Below are 17,622 nucleotides of genomic sequence, written 5' to 3' on the forward strand. Positions count from 1 at the left end.
TGGCTTTATGCAAACATAAAAACATCCACACAACCACCTGCCTTTTTTATTATGATTGATAAGTGCCTGATCGCCTTATCAACCTTTAACTGTATTTGACATATTATGAGTGAATCACCATTACGCACCGCCGCTATTCCTGTCACTGATCCTGAAGCAGGATTACGTCTGACTGAAATTTTTTACTCTTTGCAAGGTGAGGCGATAACGTCAGGCTTGCCGACAATATTTGTGCGTCTGACTGGCTGCCCGCTGCGCTGTGTCTATTGTGATACCGAATATGCCTTTACGGGCGGCGAACGTCAGTCGTTAGAGACCATTATAGAAACCATCAAAGCTTATCCTTGCAAGCGTATTTGTCTGACAGGCGGCGAGCCATTAGCACAGCCGAATGCCATTGAATTGATGAAACGTTTGCTGAGCGATGGTTATGAGATATCCCTTGAAACCGCAGGCGCGCTCACGGTAGAAAACGTACCAACAGCGGTCAGCAAGGTGATGGATCTTAAAACGCCAAGCTCAGGCGAGGTCGATAAAAACTTATGGTCAAATTTGGACCATCTTACTCAGCATGACCAAATCAAGTTTGTCATCATGAACCGTAAAGATTACGACTGGGCGCAAGCTATGTTGATCGAGCATAAGCTAAATGAATTGGTCGGAACCGTTTGGTTTTCTCCGATGTTTAACGTCGCCGATGATATCGATGAACAGTTTAGCCCTGACGTACCTGTGTTAGCACGAGAACTTGCTGAATGGATGCTGGCTGATGCCTTGCCTGTCCGCTTTCAATTACAATTGCACAAAATCATTTGGGCAGATGCTAAAGGTAAATAGAAAAGCCCACAAAAAAGCAGGTAAAAATCACTAAACGAACGGACATATAGTCGGTTCAGTATAATTTGGATACAAGGAAGGCGAGTGAAAGTACTACAAGTAGTAGACTGAGCAAGCTTGACACCGTATCCAATTTATAGAGGATTGACTCTATATAGCCAACGGTAAGGATTCAGGGATGGTCAAACTCATTTTACTCGGCTTGTTGGCGGGTGCGTTCTTTAGTTCCACTTTTATTTTAAACGAGCTGATGAGTGATGCAGGCGGTCACTGGTTTTGGTCAGCCAGTCTCCGCTATGTCTTTATGTGGTTGATTATTACCGCTGTTATCGTGATGCAACATGGTTTTGGTCGTATTAAAGCGCTGACAGCGATTTTTTTTCAGCACTGGGGTTTTTGGTGCATGACTGGCAGTATCGGGTTCGGGCTATTTTATACGGGTATTTGCTATGCCGCTGACCATGTCGCCGGTTGGGTGGTAGCAGCTACCTTTATGTTTACCGTCGTGACTAGCCTGCTCGTCTTACTGGCATTTGGCCAACGTTTTGATAAAAAGTTCATCGTCTATGCCGTTATTGTCTTTATCGGTGTGGTACTGGTCAATGTCAGCGAAGGATTGCACGCGGCGGCCATAGTCGATGCTGACGCCGTCCCCATGTCTGATATGCTGCTCTATGGCGCATTACCTGCTCTCATCGCCGCTTTTAGCTATCCCATTGGCAATCAATTGGTTTGGCAAGCGTCTCATAATGCTCGCCAGCGTAATACTCATCTACAAGAATCAGCGGCGTTAAAGGCTAAACGAGACAATCTCAATAATAATGAGCCACTTATATCTGAAGCCTATGATTTACCAGCTGCCACATATGATGCTACCGATATCGATAATACATATAAAAGTGAGACGGCAACATCATCCTTACAAAACCTAATTGCTCGTATTCCCTCTATCGAAACCACGCTGCTGCAAAATGCCTTTAATAAAGTATGGCTAATGACGCTCGGGAGTTTGCCCTTTTGGATGTTTTTAGGCATTATAGTGCGCCCTGATCAACCACAAGTCTCACAAATATTTAATACGTTGCTCGTTGCTCTATTGGCGGGTGTGGCAGCGACCACCATATTTTTGTATGCACGTGAGCAAGCGGTTACCTCAAGTGAGGTTGCGGGCGTTGATTCTACTCAAGCCAGCGAGGTGATATTTGCCTTGATAGGCGGTATATTATTGCTCAACAACGAGATACCTTCCACATTGGGGTTGGTCGGTATTGGGCTGATTATGTTGGGACTGGTACTGTTTGCCAAAGATGGGTGAGACCAAATAACGCTATGATGAATAATTTTATTTTTCCTGATATTCTGCTGTATTTACTCGATATGGTTGGTGTGATTGCTTGTGCTATCGCCGGTACTTTGCTCGCCCAACATAAAGGCTTCGATATTGCTGGCTGCATCTTAGTTTCGATGGTCAATGCCATTGGCGGTGGTACGCTACGCGATATGGCGCTAGATCGCCATCCGCTATTTTGGATGACCGATCTTAACTATGTGGTTGTCATCACCGTCACCTCCCTTATCCTACAGATATTTTTTCATCTGTATCACAAGATTGATAACGCCCTCAAACTCTTTGATGCCATTGGACTAGCCGCCTTTAGCGTTATTGGTTTTAAAATAGCATTGACCCAAGATATGTCGCCCGTGATTGCCATTATGATGGGTGTTTGGACAGCCATTATTGGCGGTATGCTACGTGATATTATTTGTAATGAGATACCGCTGGTGCTCCAGCGCGAGATTTATATCTCTGCTAGTATTGTAGGCTCGGTCACTTATTTGCTGCTTGACAGTTTGGGTATGGATGCCGGATTGAATGAATTTGTTATGCTGGGCGTTATCTTTGCAGTGCGAATGTTAGCGTTGCGCTTTGATTGGCACCTGCCTTCTATTCGCTTGGTTAAATAAGACGGATTTGGATTGTTTAAAAAGCAACCTCTCTTATATTCGCTTATAATGCTTAGCCAAGCATCATAAAAACTTACTGAGATTCGCACATGTTGGCTATCGCATTGGACCCTACGGTACTGATCACGACGTTCGACCCGCGTTCTTTGCTCTACTTGTTTGACATGATCGGCATTGTGGCTTGTAGTATCTCAGGGACTATCTTAGCAAAACATAAAAAATTTGACGTTTTTGGCTGCTTGTTGGTATCAATCGTGACCGCTATCGGCGGCGGCACCGTCCGTGATGTAATTTTGGATCGTCATCCACTGTTTTGGATGGTGGATATGAGCTACTTGACCGTCATCACCTTCTGCTCATTAGCGACACAAATATTTTTTCGTCCTAATTCAAGACGCGTCGATAGATTTCTCAAGCTCTCCGACACCATTGGTCTGTCTGCCTTTACCTTGATTGGTATCAAGGTTGCCGATAGTATGGGTGCCAATGTGCCTGTGGCCTTATTACTTGGGGTGATTACTATTATTGTCGGCGGTATTATCCGCGATATGATCTGCAATGAGATTCCGCTGGTGCTACAGCAAGAGATTTATATCACCGCAGCCTTAACAGGCGGCATTCTATACTTTGCCCTGCACAATTTAGGCGTGGCGGATTGGATTGCTGACATCTCTGCCATGACTACGATTTTTACGTTAAGAATGCTCGCCATTCGCTACGATTGGCAATTCCCTGCTCTTGAATGGAAGTATTAAACCCTACAATGCCAATATTAAAAAAGCGTCAACCTTAAACACAGTTGACGCCTTATCATTGTTTTTTCGTAGCCTTAGAATAAGGTAACATCCTTATTCGTTAACGACTGCTAAGTCCCTTACCATCAGTTGCAGACTTTGTTTGCCATTCCATTCATTAATATCCAATTGAAATAACACGTGCACTTTTTCGGCACGATAGTCCCATGCCTCGCTATCGAAGTTAAAATAAATCGCTTCAATCGGATACTGCACATCAGGATAACGCAGTGATAGTTTAAGGTGCTTGTCTTTTAATACCTTAAAGCTTAATACTTCGAATACCCCATCAAATATCGGCGGTGCAAAGCCATGACCCCAAATACTGGCATTGGCCAAATGCTCAGCGAACCATAAGCTAAAGTCGCTCGCCTGCAACGCTCCATCAGTGAACTTCTGCTCTGCAAATACGTCATCCTCCATCTCTGCCATGACGTCATTAAACGCTGTGGCAAATGCCTCAAAGTTACGACGCTTCAAGGTCAGACCTGCTGCCATCGCATGACCACCAAAATGGCTGATTAAGTCAGGATAGCGTTCAGCAACTTGTTCAATCGCATCACGAATATGCACGCCAGCGATAGACCGCGCAGAACCTTTAATGGCATCGTCGTCACCTGTACGCTCTGTATCTGCTGGCGCAAAAACGATACTGGGCAAATAATGACTTTCTTTTAAACGTCCAGCGACGATACCGATAACACCTTGATGCCAGTCATCTTGATACAAAATAATGCTGCGATCTTGATTATTAACAGCCTGTCTCTCAGTGTTATGCTGAATAATAGTATCGCCGCTTTCGTCAGCATCATTATCGTTATTAGTAGCAGCTAATGCTTGTACGATGCTATCCGCTTGCGCGCGCATCTCACCTTCTACGTGACGACGGGTACGGTTTAGCTGCTCAAGCTCTTGCGCCAAGCGCTGCGCCGTACTCCAGTCTTCGGTCAATAGACACTCGATACCGATGCGCATATTGTCCATACGTCCGGCAGCATTGATACGAGGTCCTAATACAAAACCAAAATCTTGCGCCTGCATCTTTTGGGGATCACGGCCCGCTTGCTCAAGCAATGCCAATATACCCAGACAGCAGCGTCCTTGCTGGATAGCCGCCAGTCCATGATGCACTAAGATGCGATTATTTTTATCCAGTACACCAACGTCTGCAATCGTCCCAAGCGCCACCAAATCCAAATACTGACTGACTTGCACGGTAGATTTATCGGCTTCACGGCGCAGCTTAGCTAAGCGTCCGAGCACATAAAATGCCACGCCGACCCCTACGAGCGCTTTGCTGGTAAAGTTGCAGTCGAGCTGGTTGGGATTGACCACCGCTTCAGCAGGTGGTGTCTCTTTGGTAGTCAGATGATGATCCGTAATGATCACAGTGATGCCGTCGGCCTGCGCACGTGCCACGCCTTCATGACTTGATATACCGTTGTCTACCGTGACAATCAACTCTGGCTGATACGTCTTAATGCCTAATTCGACAATCTCTGGCGTCAAACCATAGCCGTATTTAAAGCGATCTGGTACTAGGAAGTCGACAACTGCGCCCATTTTTTTGAGTGCACGCATCATCAGCGCGGTACTGGTCGCGCCATCACAGTCAAAATCGCCCACGATAAGGATACGCTGACCGTCATCGATGGCAACGTCTAATAGACGCACTGCTTCTGTGACGCCATGCAGCATCTCTGCGGGCAACAGACCTGACAGGCCAGTCTCAAGCTCATCGGGCTGGGTAATACCGCGAGCTGCATATAAGCGAGCGAGCGTTAATGATTGGGCGGCAAGTGGTTGCAACGCGGTGGGCAACTCGTCGATGCGAGTGCTGGTATAACGGGGGGTTAAATTTAGCATGAGGCTATTCTACTGGCTTTAGCAGAGGGTCACAATGGTAATTTATAATGCCTCGGTATATCGTTTTTGATTGCATTACATTGTAATAAATCATACTTTACTGCCTGCATAAAACAAGTTATCCATGCTTACCTGCCTAGCGCACATAACTGCGCATTTACAAAAACGGTGCATAGTGACCGTATTTTTCTGCATTTTGCTACAAAGCAATGATTGTATGCCTCTTATAAATCCATAAAATAGTAACCAACTGAGAGACTTGCTATCTATTGAGATTTTTAATCTGATTTTTTTATTTTAACTATTTATGAGGATGCGTTATGAAAACCACACCAACCGCTGAAAAACTACCAAATACCATCGATCCTAGCTTAGATTTGGAAACAGTCAAAAAAGAGTGCCAAAAGCTGGTCAAAAAACGCGCCAAATATTCTGCCGGTGTCGCCATCATTCCTGTGCCATTTTTTGATGTCGCTGTGGATGCGGGCATGCTTACTCAGCTATTGCCAGAAATCAGTGAACGCTTTGGCTTGATTGAAGGACGTCAATCAGCAGTTGACCTAGAGTCACGCGCGATTCATTGGGGCGCTCTAAAAGATCGTACTGTCGATTTTGCAGGATTAATGGCGACGCGCGGTATCGTCAAAAAGACCGTACAAGGCTTCGGCGGTCGTATCGCTGCCAAGCAAGTGACGAAATTCATCCCGTTAGGTGGCCAAATGGTTGCTGCTACGATGGGCTATATGATTTTCAAAAAAATCGCGAATGATCATATCGAAGAGTGCTACAAATTGGCAAAAGACATTCAGCAAAAGCAACACGGTAAGAATGTCTAAGACAAATTGAGCAATCTCGTTTACATCTATATCAAGCCAGTTAAGTAACTACTTAGCTGGCTTTTTTATGAACCATATAATTGGAAGTTAAAATAAGCCAGTTGGTTAATGGTGTCATTATTAGGTTTTGCTGATAATATACAGTTTTAGATGGCACCGACACTTTAAAGGACTAACCCATGAAAAAAATCTTAATCTCAACAGCTATGCTCGCTACTTTTGCCATAGCAGGTTGCACAACGACTGACGGTATGAATACTAATGCTGGCAATGCGATTGGCACAGCAAATAATATCGGTATGAACGTATTTAAAGCCGCGGTTGATAATCAGTGCCGTAGTCAGATTGAAAATCAAAGTGCTTGGCGCATTGCCAGTGTAGCCATGACTGAAACGCAAGAAGAAGCCATAAAAAGCAATGTCTGTGGCTGTGTCAGTGAGCAAGCCCCGCAGCAAGTGACCATCGTTGAATTAGGTAATGCGGCGATAGATACACAGTATCGCACACAGTTGGTTACTAGAGTCGTCGCCAAATCTCTACAAACGTGTTATGCAAATTTCGCCAAATAAATTAAAACGCTTTGTATTTTTAGAGTGAACATAAGCTGGGTTAGCGATTGCTTAACCAAGCCTACTCGTATAAATTAGGTGTAAATGAAATTCACTTTATATCAAGGATGATAGATGAAAAGACGTGAGTTTATAAAACTAGGCGGTCAGGTGACCGTAGCAGGTACTTTGTTGACCCAGCTAAGTGCTTGCTCATCAGACGATGACTCCACCAATTCGAATACCTTAGATAAGGTAGACGATTTAGGTTATCAAGGTGCAGCACCTTTCGTACATGGAATCGCCAGCGGTGACCCTTGGCATGATCGAGTGATACTGTGGACACGAATTACCAATGACGGCAGTATCAGTGCCACTAGCATTCCAGTCGGATATGTCATCGCGACAGATCCAGAGCTCAAAAACATTGTCGCTAGCGGCAGAGCATTGGCCACCTCAGAGTCTGACTTTACGGTCAAAGTCGACCCAAAGCTTCCCCAACCTAATACCACTTACTATTACGCTTTTGAAGCTTTAGGCTATACATCCCCTATCGGTCGCACGCGCACGATACCCAATGCAAACTTGCCAGCCAGCGAAGTAGATCGCGTGCGCTTAGCAGTGGTTTCCTGCTCTAATTATGGTTATGGCTATTTTAATGGCTATGCAGATATCGCTAAACAAGCAGATATATCAGCCGTATTGCATTTGGGTGACTATATTTATGAGTATCCAGAGGGCTTTTATCGCGATCAATCCTTGATAGAAGAGCGTCCGATAGACCCAAAGAATGAAATCATTAGCTTAGAAGATTATCGCCGTCGCTATGCCTGCTATCGCACTGATATTGACTTGCAAGAATGTCATCGCCAACATCCCTTTATCGCCGTTTGGGATGATCATGAGATTGCAGACAACTCATGGAAGGATGGTGCTCGGTTCCATACTGATAGTAAAGGCAGCTATATAGAGCGCAAAATGTCAGCGGTTCGCGCCTATCACGAGTGGATGCCTATCCGTGACGATAGCAGCAACGAGCTCGACAGTCAGCTGCGGATTTATCGACGCTTTGAGTTTGGTAAGTTGTTTGATCTAAATATGCTAGACACGCGTATATTTGGCCGTGAAAAGCTAGATGCGACAGCCAGTAATGAGCCTGAGCGCCAACTGCTAGGACTTGAGCAAGAAAACTGGCTCTATCTAAATATGCTAGAGGGAAAGCGCCGCGATGCGACATGGCAAATACTGGGACAACAAGTCATTTTAGCGCCGTTCAAAGGTGCATCTGCGACCAACTCCGGAGATATTTGGAATGGCTACGCCAGTGCGCGCGATCGTCTGCTCAATTTTATTGAAGACAACAATATCGATAACACCGTCGTGCTGACTGGCGATTACCATGCTTCCTTCGCTTTTGATGTCTGTAAAAACCCATTCGATGCTAGCAGCTACAACCCAAATACTGGTGCAGGGTCGCTGGCTGTCGAGTTCGTTTGCCCTGCTCTGACGTCCCTTGCCTTCCCTGAAAATAACAATGGAGCAGAGGCTAATCCCCATCAGAAGTTTAACAATCAAACCGATCATGGATATATGCTACTCGACATCACCGAGCAGGCCTGCCAGTGCGACTGGTATTATACCGACACGCTGACTAAGCGCGATGACAGTACTCGCTTTGCCAAAGGGCTGTACACTCAGACGAAGACCAATCACTTGGTTGAAGGCAGTCAATCTCGTCCTATCACCAAAGTCGCTGCTTTAGCTGCTGCAAATAAAGCCGTCGGGATGAAAATATAAGTATCGTTAAGTGCTACAGATATTTAAAGCATCAAAGTAATGTTCGTTGAGAATACAAAACAACAAAAAGGGTGCGTTATAAATAACGCACCCTTTTTGTTGCTGAGCCTTTGTACCATCCACTCTTCTCAGCTTATTACTTGTTTTTGTCAACTGGACTCTGTGACAGAGCTGCTGTAAAAGGCAGTATTTTACTGCTACTAAAATACTTAGAAGAGCCATCGATAATCTTGTCTACTTCTTTGATCAAATCATTAATAACGTCATCATAAACACCATGATATAGTTCGGTTTCGAATGCCGTAAAGGGATGCTTACGCGATGCCGAGCTGACCTCTGTCACGCCTTGCTTACTATAAAAAATATCGACTCGACCATCACTGTTGAGTACACAATTTAATAATCCGTCCTCCAGCTCCATCTCTACTCGCTCAGGCATAAAAATATAATCGTCTACATTGATGAGTTTTTTCTCTACTTCTCTTTTAAAAAATGATTTGATATCAAACATGGATATATCCCTGACCTCAATTATAATATGCGTTAGCACGCCTGACTTTATGACCATCACCCAGCATTCATTTGCATGCTTGGTAGGTCGTGCTTTGTTAATGTATCCTATAAGATAGAGGGCTATTTTTTAAGACAGGAAATGTAAAACTGCGTGTGCGGTTGGTAATAGTGAGACGGTATATAGATTTAAAATCTGAGCCAGCATGAAAAATGTCCATTACACCGAATCAATTAAACTCATCCAAGTAACTATTATCTATAGTTGATATGGTTAAGCTTATATATGCTAATCAGGAAAGCTAATAACAAAAAAATTGCCATAAAAAAAGCCAGCCACCTAAGTGACTGACTTTATTTAAAATATTTGGTGGGGATGGCGGAAACTAAACTATAAGTATAAGTATAAGTATAAGTATTTGATAATAAAACATATTAGTATTTTTAAAATAGACGATACCAACCATAATACCAACAATCGTTTTTTATTTTTCTGTTATTCAGTGCCTACCTTATCAACTAAAGATTATTTTGTAATTGATTGTATTATTAAAGTTCTGCTGAAAGTGCTAGCAACTTAGAAATATTATTTCTTACTTGCAAATTTCTTGCATGGGGTTAAATCGCTCTAAACACTATAGCTATGTTTGGGTGCCTATGTAATGCCTACACGATGGGCACCACGCCCACCAGTACCGATAACCGCCATAGTTACATTGAGTCTTTAATAGCTCGATGTTATAGCGGTATACCTTGAGCTCATTGCCATGCTGTGGGCTTTGTAGCTGTTACGGTAGGCTTTAATGCTTAGATGTATATAGTCGCTCAATGTGCGCATGGTCGCTATCTCTAAATGTTATCTAAATCATTAGGTGATTTTACTTTGTCCTATCTTAGCTTAATTATTTCGTGCTCTTTTTATGGACATCAAAAACTATCTCAAACTTGCCAAGGTTAGAATAACTTGTGTATCAATTTATACTCACTTTCACGACAATCTTGCTTTTTCTATTCCTTTTCACAAGTTATTAATATCAATAGTGCAGCTATTAATTGATGGCTTACCCTTTGTTGTCTTGCGTGCATACCATACGATAAATATTTTTCCTCTGCCCAAATCAACCACAAAAGGCTGACCACCATCAGTACTATAAATTGGGCTTACTCTTTTTCTAATTGACCATGTTTTGCCATTGTCTGTACTTCTAAAGATGGTTATACCTGTCGTATCGTTGCCATAAACTATATCGCCTGATCCACCTGCGTAACCTGATTTGCCTGTTCGATCACCTGTGATTAGAATCATCGATCCATCATCTAGTTTAGTCAAATTTGGTTGACGGCCATTGATAAGCTTAGGGTCTAAAGCTGTAGGAATTGACCACGTATTACCATTATTGGTAGAAATTGAGCTATAAAGATTATTACTCTTGCCCTTATCTTCACGAATATAAGCAATCCAGTTGTTTGAATGTGTGTTGACAATGTCAGCCTCACTAAACTGCCTACCTGCTGTCGCGGGAGCTATGACACTCTTAAATCTCCATGTAATACCACCATCTAATGACTCAAGCAACGCGGTTTGCCAAGTTTTAGCGTTATAACCAGTACGATAGAGCCTAGCCCCTGCATTCTTAGGTGTTGACCAGATAGAATACCCATCAGCTTTACTCGTAGTTGTTGCTTTAACTAAACCTGCATTTTTTCTCAAGTTCCAAACTTTCAAATCAACCGATTTCCCCTCGCTTAGTAAATCAGCTATTAGGCTAAAATCATAAGTTTGGTCGTCATTGATAAAAAAGTCTTTGAGTCTAAATGTGTCACCGCCGTCATCTGATCTAAACATAACCTGTTTATCTGATTTTGCGTGCGCAGTACCAGTGCTAAAAATACCGACAATACTGTTGCCTATTTTGGTTGCGTAAGGAAATGCATCGTAATTCTCGTTGTAGATAATTTTACTGCGATAGCTATTTGAGCCTAAGTGTGACGCATCATTAAAACTTACGCACAAATCTTGATTTTTTTCATCTGCTAAAACTGTCATTGATGAAAACCCAAGAAATAGTACTATTAGCAACTTACTTAGCAAGATAACACCTCATTGTTTAAGCGATAGAACATTTTATCATCTACTGTTGAAAGCATATTGTTTATAATTGATATCGCTTACTTATTTCATGCTCTTTTTATGGACTCGCAAAAAGTCCCATTTTATGGATTCCAAGTATTATTTTAATTACCCTCTAAGATGTCCGAAAACTAGCCAGCATTGGTATAAGCTGCACCTGTGTGCGTACTGTGTCCATAACCCTAACGTGTGTAATAACCTCCCTCGTTACTTGTCGCAAAACTACCCCTTTTTATGGACTCTAAAAACTCCTTTGTACATGCGCGTACTGTTCGCAAAAGTCCCCTGTAATTAGTGCTTGCTTCGCGCGTGTGCGTACTGTTCCATAAACTCTTTTTTAACCCTGCTTACGATGTCCGAAAATTGCCCCTTTTATGGACTCCGAAAACTAAATAACCCCAAACTTAGGGGTATCTATTCCAGCATTGCGCGGTGTGTGATTTGGTTTTGAATGTGAGGTTTTATGAGGTTTTACTATGTGAGGGTTCAGGTTTTATTAGGTTCTCAATGTTAGCATTTGTCAGCAATAACAGGTTTTGACAGGTTCTAGCCTTGTGGTGATCTTGGGGTAGTCAGTGCTGACAATGTTAACAAATGACAACATGCAAGGTGGTGCAAATTGATTTTGAATGTACGGTTTTGACAGGTTCACTACTTCGTATTTTCATTTTGAATGTTGGGTTTTGTCAGGTTCTAAGATGTCCGAAAACCTAGGGGAAACCTTAGGGTATCTTTACACTATAAAAAAGGTTTGTCTGTCTAATGAGTACCAATTATTTAATTTTAAACCTTAACATTTATTAACATGCTGCCGGTGCTCAAACTGATCTCACGATAAACATTTATAAACATCAAGCACAAAAAAAGGCAGACGCTAAACGCCCACCTTAGATTATTTTTGTCTGCATCTACTTTTTTGCTTGGGACACTTGGGACAGATTAACAAATTGAGCTATTTTGTCCCAGCTGTCCCAGTGGTGTTTTAATGCTTGGGACAGGTTCTATCCCTTGCGGTGTATGAGTTGTCCCAGCTGTCCCAGTGCTTTTTGTAGTTTCACAACTTAATACCTCACTTTTGACCGCATAAACACGCTGGCGGTTCTTTTTGAATGGTAAAGCGACTTTGCACGTTTTACGGTTACTCTCAGTCACATTCAACAATCCAGCTTCATCTAACACTTGTAGTACTTTGCTTTTGCTAAATGGTGAACACACATCATCAAACGTACTGGTAGAGAAATAATATTCCCCTGTGTCGTAATTGTGATAGCCAACGCGGTTATTGATTTTAGGCTCAAAATCTTGGTATGTGTGAATGTGACAAGGTTGAAAGCGACTTGATCCGTGCTGTTCAATAAACGCCTTAATATGATCTATGATTTGGCGCTGCTCATGCTCACCATCACGCCCGTAGTTATCAAGCCAATTATCAAGGCACGTCATAACGGCTGTGGTTGCTTGTCCTGCTTGCCACCCTGTTATACCTGCCTGTGTTGCTATCTCACCAGCAGCAGCCACGATAGCGAACCGTTTAGCTACTCTATGCGCCTGTGCTGTCAGGTCGCTGTACTGGTTCATAAAGTCACTGACAAGTTGCCCAGCGTTGGCGGTGGTCGCTGCTTTGTCACTGGTGATATGTTCTAGCCATGCAATGCCAGCTGATCCATAGTAAGCGTGTGACAGCTCTTTTATCCTATCGGCTTGTGCTTCGCTTGTTTTTGCCAGTACCAAACTATCAAAGGTCTTTAAGCCTTTGCCAGCATCAGCCTCTATATGCGCTACTCGAACCTCAATACCTGCATTGGTTTTCTGTCCTGCTTGCGCCATAAAGTTCTGTAGCGACTCCTCACCATTGGACAAAAAGATAATGCGCCATGTTTTGGCTATGCGATTGTGTCCAGTGGTGGTGCTGCGCCCTTTACCTTGACCATTCGCCAGCATGTAAACGGTTTTACCTACTATTTTGGGATCACATTCGCTGATCTCATCAAGTGGTAGAAAACTGTCATTGTGCTCGCTTGCTGTGCCTTCTAGCGCGTTGTCAGTGCTGCGCCATGTCTTAACGTACCTGTCAGGGTTGCCCCATACACTAGCAGCCAATTTAAGCGATAATGACTTGCCCATGCTTGATGAGCCTAAGAGGTGAAAACCGCCCCCGTCATACTCCAATAGCTCGAGTAATTGACCAGCGAACGCGCAAGCAATCGAGAAAACAAAACGGCTTTGTTCTGCTAGTGGTTTGCACAATTTATCACGCCACTGTGCTAGCTCTCCTTGCTGGGTTAGGGTGCTGTTAATGCTATTTGCAGACTGATAGACGATAAGCTGTTTACCATCACTGCCTATGGCTCTGTCAGGTAATATATATTGCTTATAGTGCCAGCCTAACTCATCCACGCATAACGCCCGTTTGTGAATAGGGTAGTTTTGAATATAGGTGTCTAAGTAGCTGCGCTGTTTGGGGTTGGTGGTAATATTCAAGCCTTGACTAGCCAGCTCACGGCGGTATTCACGGGCATCGCCTTGTAGTAGTGATAAAGGCATTGACCATTGATGCAATACGCTGTCATCATCACGCCACTGCGGTAACCGCCCCCATGTACCGCTACTTGTGTCCCGTGTCTTAGCGATAACCTCTATCGGTGAACAAACAAACGCCTTAGACTTGAAAGTAATGTTTGCTGGGTCATAATCGTTATACTTCACGAAAAACAACCCATCGTGATAGAGTTCAAAACGCCCATCACTATAGATCATTGGTTCATTCAGCTGGGGATCATCGCGCCATTCAGGATAATAGGCAGTATCTTGTAAGTTGATTAGCTTGGTATCATCGGCTGCCAGTATTGCTTAATAGCTGTCAGCTTGCAGCATGCAGCATGGTGACGATATGAGCCACTGTAACCAATGCTCGCGCCTTTACACCTGCTAATAGGTTGATTAAGCCCTTACCATCAAGCGTCATAGGTACGGTAACCTGTGATCCGCTGCTCCAGTGCTGCACCATCTTTTTAAGGCATTGCTTGGTTTTTTGAGGGCTAACAATGATTGTTTTATCACTGCTCATCAGGTAGCTGTAAACCTCGATACCATCATCTAGATCATTAAAGGCTATCACCTCATAGGCTTTGTTAGTGTCACCAATGACGATAGCGCCATACCCTGTAGGATCAATGACAATGGGCTTTACTTTGCTGTTTGGTGTGTAGAATACCGCGCCTACTATATCGCCTGGTTTATCGGTCAATGCTAAGCCTATGATGTTGGCTGTTGGTTCGGTTTTGCCAATTTGTTCACCATAATATATAGTGGTGTCACCTGTAACAAATAGCAGCCGTTCAGGTTCTAGCATGTCATTGAGTTTGATTAAAAATGGATCGTTTGCCAGCTGTTCCTCTGTAGGTGGCTTGCAATCTTGTAAGAGAGTATGAGCGCCCGTGTTGTCCGCATGGGCTTTTTTATTGTCTATCGTTTGTGGTGTGGTGGTCATCTAGTCCCCCTTGCTTGTGACTGGTTTGGCTGGCGCGTGGCTCTGTACTTCTTGTAGTAGCTTTTGCGCTTGGCGTGCTTACGGCTCTGCTTTGGTGGGTAGGTTTTCACTATTTACCCTCCTTGCCGTAACGAGTCATTGCTATTGCTAGGGTTTCTTTGATTGAGCTTACCTGTCTTTGTAATAAGTCGTCCCACGTTACAGTGGCATCATGTGTCAATCGCGCCATTGATATAGCGGTGTTAGTATCTATTTTTTCGTAGTGAATGAGTGCTAACAGCTTGCCCATGTCGCTTATGACAGTAGCAGCACTTTCAATGTCACAGACAATATCTGATAGCTCAAAGGCAGATATTAAGATCACTTCGTCATCGTCTGCTTCGGTGGTGTCTATTACTGTGCGTTGGTTGGTTTGGCTGCCACTGTATAGCGTGGCTATCGCTTGGCGGTTTGCTGGCGTGTCATGAAATAGTGACGGCTGATAATCGCCTGTTTGTTTATCACATGCTGGGACAAAATAGCCCTGCTTGTCATAGTACAAGTGGCTGTCATCGTGAGTAAGTGCCAATAGTTTGCGCTTGCCGTATGGGTCATTATGAAGTACAAACGGGATAAGGCTCAATGACGGGCATAGCACGCTGTCACCTGCCTTGAATGTGGCTGGTGTGCTGTTGGTAGTGGTTTGGGTGTGTGAGGTCGTACGGATTGAATTACCCATGATGGATAGCTCCTAGTAAGTTTTGAGTTAATGCCACGCTATACAGTAAAGATATAGGGTGACGGGTCTTACTCTCGGTCTTACTAGAAACCGCCCTGCATATTCGCCTTTCGGCTATTTTATTTTGCAACGTCAACCCGTCATAGTCGGTTAGCAAGTGATTTGCTATAGATATGATGGTTTGCCCCCTTGTGGGGCTGTGTCTGTTTGTTTGGTTGAGGATTGAGAGTCCATACCAATGACAGGCACAAAAAAAGCCAAGATGTCACGGCTGGCTTGTCCGCTAGTAAGTTTTGAGAGGTCTATATAGTAACCATTGTTGGTATTGGTTGCAATCGGTTTTGGTTGTACTGGCTGGCACGCGATTAGTGACAGTAGCAAGCCAATACCTGCCACCCATGCCATAAAAATAATAAATCTAAGTAGTAAGCTACGTTTGTGAGGCTGGCTGTCGCTGTGCTGCCCGTGGTGAGCTGCTAGATTGGGTTTGGTATGGTTATCACTCATGGTCTGTTACCTCCAGCTTAGGCAATAAGATAAGTCCGTCCATTTGTTTGCTCAAAATGGTTGCTAGTTCACTGTTAGCGAGTAAGGCAGACCTTACAGCGACTATCACGCCCTTACTTGTGTCATCATCGGTACTGATCGCACTAAGCGCCATTGCTAGGCTTTCTGCATCGTTTGATAGGTCTTGTATGCGGTCATTGATGATAGACAAGTAATAGCTATCTACTGCCACTAGGCGCGGTTCTAGAAATTCACTATCATTTTTCACTGTCAGCACCTCCTACAAGTTCAAGGCTAGGTTGCATCTGTTTCAGCGTGCTATCAATGTCTTGCTTTATTTGTGGCTTAATCTGTTTACCACCAATGTTTAGGAAACGCCCTGCGCGACTCAAGTTGTTATTTACTGTGTTGTACTCTCTGCACAGTTCATTGAATTGCTGACTAAGTGTATTTTGCTGGCTCGTCATCGAGTCAAAAGCACGTATCACTAATAATTGAAAACGTGGATTTATCCACATTGCGTAACTATAGACAAGCTCATGGCATACAAATGTACCTTGTGGTGCTCCGTCTAACTGAACACCCTCTACAACCCTTACTGGCTCTAAGATCCTCATTTCTGAGGAGCTAGAGTTTTCCGTCTTTATTTCAGTTATTAATTCTTGAGTCTGTTTTCTACGAATAAAGTTACTTGGTTGATGTCGTTTAAGTCCGCCACTCGCTCTGTGTAGATCATTGAGCGAGTAAAGCCCGTCTTTCATACCTATGTTACTGTTTGAAATAATAAGCATGATCACACCTCGCTAGTGGTTGAGGTGTGGCTGTTAAGCCAATGATGTACTTCGGCATAGCTCCATGCGGTCATCGTTGGTGATAACTTTCTGCCAGCTGGAAAACGTCCATCTTTTGACCATTCAAACAAGGTGGTTTTGCTAAAAGGTAGGAACGGCAAAATGTCCTTAGCTCTACCCATGCCCGTAGTAGGCAGTTGCATAGCTGGACTGTTTGCAGTAGTTGATTCGGTATCGTGAGGGGTGTTATCAGTAAAAGGAATTACTGGCGTGTTTTGGGTGGGGTGTGTCATCGTGTGCAGCTCCACTAAATGACGCTACGTTATGTAACGTCCAGTGGTTACTACTTTATGAGGTGAGGCGGACTAAGAAAATTCCCTGTACACCGTGTTTATTGACATAAACAGGAATTTTACGCGTTTAGGGACATTACTTTTTCATGATTAGGGATATTTCACTAGGGGCATCTTTTGGAGTTTTACCCGCTTTCTTTGCATAGTCTGGTGCAATACCTGATAGCCATTCTCTTATAGCTTTGTCATCAGGTAACAATTTAGGTGCTACATTGTGCATAACGTGTCTTACTTGCTGCACCATGTCACCCGTTCTAATCGCCTTTTCAGTGTCCATACTCCATATATAACTAGCAAATGCTTGGCTTGTAGAAATAATAAATGATTTATCAGCGTTATATTTAGCAATACCATTTAATTGTACGTCATCGGCTTGCGAGGTTTCTTGGCTTTGTAACTGTTTGAACCGCCCCGGGATTGTCGGAGACTTAATATTCTGAGAGAATACGACAATGAAAAGACAAACCTACACTCCTGAG

18 protein-coding genes are annotated in these 17,622 nt (G+C 43.5%); 7 read left to right on the forward strand and 11 right to left on the reverse strand.

What is annotated here, in order from left to right; genetic code table 11:
* Window positions 1-105: 105 nt before the first annotated feature.
* The 4 genes from queE to AAEY72_RS08350 all read left to right on the forward strand — a co-directional run bounded on the left by queE (window position 106) and on the right by AAEY72_RS08350 (window position 3,557).
* Window positions 106-837 (forward strand): 7-carboxy-7-deazaguanine synthase QueE, encoded by a 732-nt coding sequence (queE, locus tag AAEY72_RS08335; protein ID WP_352310179.1) that lies wholly within the window; start codon window positions 106-108, stop codon window positions 835-837.
* Between the two features lie 178 nt (window positions 838-1,015).
* A complete protein-coding gene (locus AAEY72_RS08340) occupies window positions 1,016-2,152 on the forward strand; it encodes a multidrug resistance efflux transporter family protein (protein WP_352310180.1) in 1,137 nt (378 codons plus the stop codon).
* 14 nt (window positions 2,153-2,166) lie between these two features.
* Complete coding sequence (locus AAEY72_RS08345; RefSeq protein WP_352310181.1) at window positions 2,167-2,802, forward strand: trimeric intracellular cation channel family protein; 636 nt, start codon at window positions 2,167-2,169, stop codon at window positions 2,800-2,802.
* 89 nt (window positions 2,803-2,891) lie between these two features.
* Window positions 2,892-3,557, forward strand: a complete 666-nt coding sequence (locus tag AAEY72_RS08350; protein ID WP_010199481.1) for a trimeric intracellular cation channel family protein — start codon at window positions 2,892-2,894, stop codon at window positions 3,555-3,557.
* Window positions 3,558-3,650: 93 nt separating this feature from the next.
* Here AAEY72_RS08350 and recJ read toward each other — a convergent pair whose 3' ends face one another.
* Window positions 3,651-5,462, reverse strand: coding sequence for a single-stranded-DNA-specific exonuclease RecJ (recJ, locus tag AAEY72_RS08355; protein WP_352310182.1), 1,812 nt, complete (start codon window positions 5,460-5,462; stop codon window positions 3,651-3,653).
* A gap of 320 nt (window positions 5,463-5,782) precedes the next feature.
* On the opposite strand from recJ, the gene AAEY72_RS08360 reads away from it, so the two are divergent.
* The 3 genes from AAEY72_RS08360 (at window position 5,783) to AAEY72_RS08370 (ending at window position 8,643) form a co-directional block, all read left to right on the forward strand.
* Window positions 5,783-6,298: a hypothetical protein gene (locus tag AAEY72_RS08360; RefSeq protein ID WP_010199475.1), complete on the forward strand. Its 516-nt coding sequence runs from the start codon at window positions 5,783-5,785 to the stop codon at window positions 6,296-6,298.
* Window positions 6,299-6,477: 179 nt separating this feature from the next.
* The gene (locus AAEY72_RS08365; protein ID WP_352310183.1) at window positions 6,478-6,867 is read left to right on the forward strand and encodes a hypothetical protein; all 390 of its coding nucleotides are present in this window, start codon (window positions 6,478-6,480) and stop codon (window positions 6,865-6,867) included.
* Between the two features lie 114 nt (window positions 6,868-6,981).
* Entirely contained in the window at window positions 6,982-8,643 is a 1,662-nt protein-coding gene (locus AAEY72_RS08370) for an alkaline phosphatase D family protein (protein WP_352310184.1), read from the forward strand.
* 136 nt (window positions 8,644-8,779) lie between these two features.
* Here the strand turns inward: AAEY72_RS08370 and AAEY72_RS08375 are convergent, their stop codons facing one another.
* The 10 genes from AAEY72_RS08375 to AAEY72_RS08420 all read right to left on the reverse strand — a co-directional run bounded on the left by AAEY72_RS08375 (window position 8,780) and on the right by AAEY72_RS08420 (window position 17,420).
* Entirely contained in the window at window positions 8,780-9,154 is a 375-nt protein-coding gene (locus AAEY72_RS08375; RefSeq protein WP_352310185.1) for a hypothetical protein, read from the reverse strand.
* A 1,017-nt stretch (window positions 9,155-10,171) separates the two neighbouring features.
* A complete protein-coding gene (locus AAEY72_RS08380) occupies window positions 10,172-11,200 on the reverse strand; it encodes a sialidase family protein (RefSeq protein WP_352310186.1) in 1,029 nt (342 codons plus the stop codon).
* A gap of 1,023 nt (window positions 11,201-12,223) precedes the next feature.
* A complete protein-coding gene (locus tag AAEY72_RS08385) occupies window positions 12,224-13,990 on the reverse strand; it encodes a DUF927 domain-containing protein (RefSeq protein ID WP_352310187.1) in 1,767 nt (588 codons plus the stop codon).
* A gap of 154 nt (window positions 13,991-14,144) precedes the next feature.
* Window positions 14,145-14,774, reverse strand: a complete 630-nt coding sequence (locus AAEY72_RS08390; RefSeq protein ID WP_352310188.1) for a hypothetical protein — start codon at window positions 14,772-14,774, stop codon at window positions 14,145-14,147.
* Window positions 14,775-14,883: 109 nt separating this feature from the next.
* Entirely contained in the window at window positions 14,884-15,492 is a 609-nt protein-coding gene (locus tag AAEY72_RS08395) for a hypothetical protein (RefSeq protein WP_352310189.1), read from the reverse strand.
* 165 nt (window positions 15,493-15,657) lie between these two features.
* The gene (locus tag AAEY72_RS08400; RefSeq protein ID WP_352310190.1) at window positions 15,658-15,999 is read right to left on the reverse strand and encodes a hypothetical protein; all 342 of its coding nucleotides are present in this window, start codon (window positions 15,997-15,999) and stop codon (window positions 15,658-15,660) included.
* The gene (locus tag AAEY72_RS08405; RefSeq protein ID WP_352310191.1) at window positions 15,992-16,267 is read right to left on the reverse strand and encodes a hypothetical protein; all 276 of its coding nucleotides are present in this window, start codon (window positions 16,265-16,267) and stop codon (window positions 15,992-15,994) included. The genes AAEY72_RS08400 and AAEY72_RS08405 overlap by 8 nt, the downstream gene beginning before the upstream one ends.
* Window positions 16,257-16,790 carry a KilA-N domain-containing protein gene (locus AAEY72_RS08410; protein WP_352310192.1) on the reverse strand — a complete coding sequence of 178 codons (534 nt, stop codon included), beginning with the start codon at window positions 16,788-16,790 and terminating at the stop codon, window positions 16,257-16,259. Before AAEY72_RS08410 ends, AAEY72_RS08405 begins: the two co-directional genes overlap by 11 nt.
* A gap of 2 nt (window positions 16,791-16,792) precedes the next feature.
* Window positions 16,793-17,083: a helix-turn-helix transcriptional regulator gene (locus tag AAEY72_RS08415; protein WP_352310193.1), complete on the reverse strand. Its 291-nt coding sequence runs from the start codon at window positions 17,081-17,083 to the stop codon at window positions 16,793-16,795.
* A gap of 136 nt (window positions 17,084-17,219) precedes the next feature.
* A complete protein-coding gene (locus tag AAEY72_RS08420) occupies window positions 17,220-17,420 on the reverse strand; it encodes a hypothetical protein (RefSeq protein WP_352310194.1) in 201 nt (66 codons plus the stop codon).
* Between the last annotated feature and the right edge of the window lie 202 nt (window positions 17,421-17,622).

It is taken from the genome of Psychrobacter sp. W2-37-MNA-CIBAN-0211 (genome assembly GCF_040309405.1).
In the GTDB taxonomy this organism is placed as follows: domain Bacteria; phylum Pseudomonadota; class Gammaproteobacteria; order Pseudomonadales; family Moraxellaceae; genus Psychrobacter; species Psychrobacter glaciei.

What these genes read in the sequence shown, in the direction of transcription:
- queE (WP_352310179.1), top strand. Translation starts at nt 106, where the DNA reads ATGAGTGAATCACCATTACGCACCGCCGCTATTCCTGTCACTGATCCT.
- AAEY72_RS08340 (WP_352310180.1), top strand. Translation starts at nt 1,016, where the DNA reads ATGGTCAAACTCATTTTACTCGGCTTGTTGGCGGGTGCGTTCTTTAGT.
- AAEY72_RS08345 (WP_352310181.1), top strand. Translation starts at nt 2,167, where the DNA reads ATGATGAATAATTTTATTTTTCCTGATATTCTGCTGTATTTACTCGAT.
- AAEY72_RS08350 (WP_010199481.1), top strand. Translation starts at nt 2,892, where the DNA reads ATGTTGGCTATCGCATTGGACCCTACGGTACTGATCACGACGTTCGAC.
- recJ (WP_352310182.1), bottom strand. Translation starts at nt 5,462, where the DNA reads ATGCTAAATTTAACCCCCCGTTATACCAGCACTCGCATCGACGAGTTG.
- AAEY72_RS08360 (WP_010199475.1), top strand. Translation starts at nt 5,783, where the DNA reads ATGAAAACCACACCAACCGCTGAAAAACTACCAAATACCATCGATCCT.
- AAEY72_RS08365 (WP_352310183.1), top strand. Translation starts at nt 6,478, where the DNA reads ATGAAAAAAATCTTAATCTCAACAGCTATGCTCGCTACTTTTGCCATA.
- AAEY72_RS08370 (WP_352310184.1), top strand. Translation starts at nt 6,982, where the DNA reads ATGAAAAGACGTGAGTTTATAAAACTAGGCGGTCAGGTGACCGTAGCA.
- AAEY72_RS08375 (WP_352310185.1), bottom strand. Translation starts at nt 9,154, where the DNA reads ATGTTTGATATCAAATCATTTTTTAAAAGAGAAGTAGAGAAAAAACTC.
- AAEY72_RS08380 (WP_352310186.1), bottom strand. Translation starts at nt 11,200, where the DNA reads ATGACAGTTTTAGCAGATGAAAAAAATCAAGATTTGTGCGTAAGTTTT.
- AAEY72_RS08390 (WP_352310188.1), bottom strand. Translation starts at nt 14,774, where the DNA reads ATGACCACCACACCACAAACGATAGACAATAAAAAAGCCCATGCGGAC.
- AAEY72_RS08395 (WP_352310189.1), bottom strand. Translation starts at nt 15,492, where the DNA reads ATGGGTAATTCAATCCGTACGACCTCACACACCCAAACCACTACCAAC.
- AAEY72_RS08400 (WP_352310190.1), bottom strand. Translation starts at nt 15,999, where the DNA reads ATGAGTGATAACCATACCAAACCCAATCTAGCAGCTCACCACGGGCAG.
- AAEY72_RS08410 (WP_352310192.1), bottom strand. Translation starts at nt 16,790, where the DNA reads ATGCTTATTATTTCAAACAGTAACATAGGTATGAAAGACGGGCTTTAC.
- AAEY72_RS08415 (WP_352310193.1), bottom strand. Translation starts at nt 17,083, where the DNA reads ATGACACACCCCACCCAAAACACGCCAGTAATTCCTTTTACTGATAAC.
- AAEY72_RS08420 (WP_352310194.1), bottom strand. Translation starts at nt 17,420, where the DNA reads ATGGACACTGAAAAGGCGATTAGAACGGGTGACATGGTGCAGCAAGTA.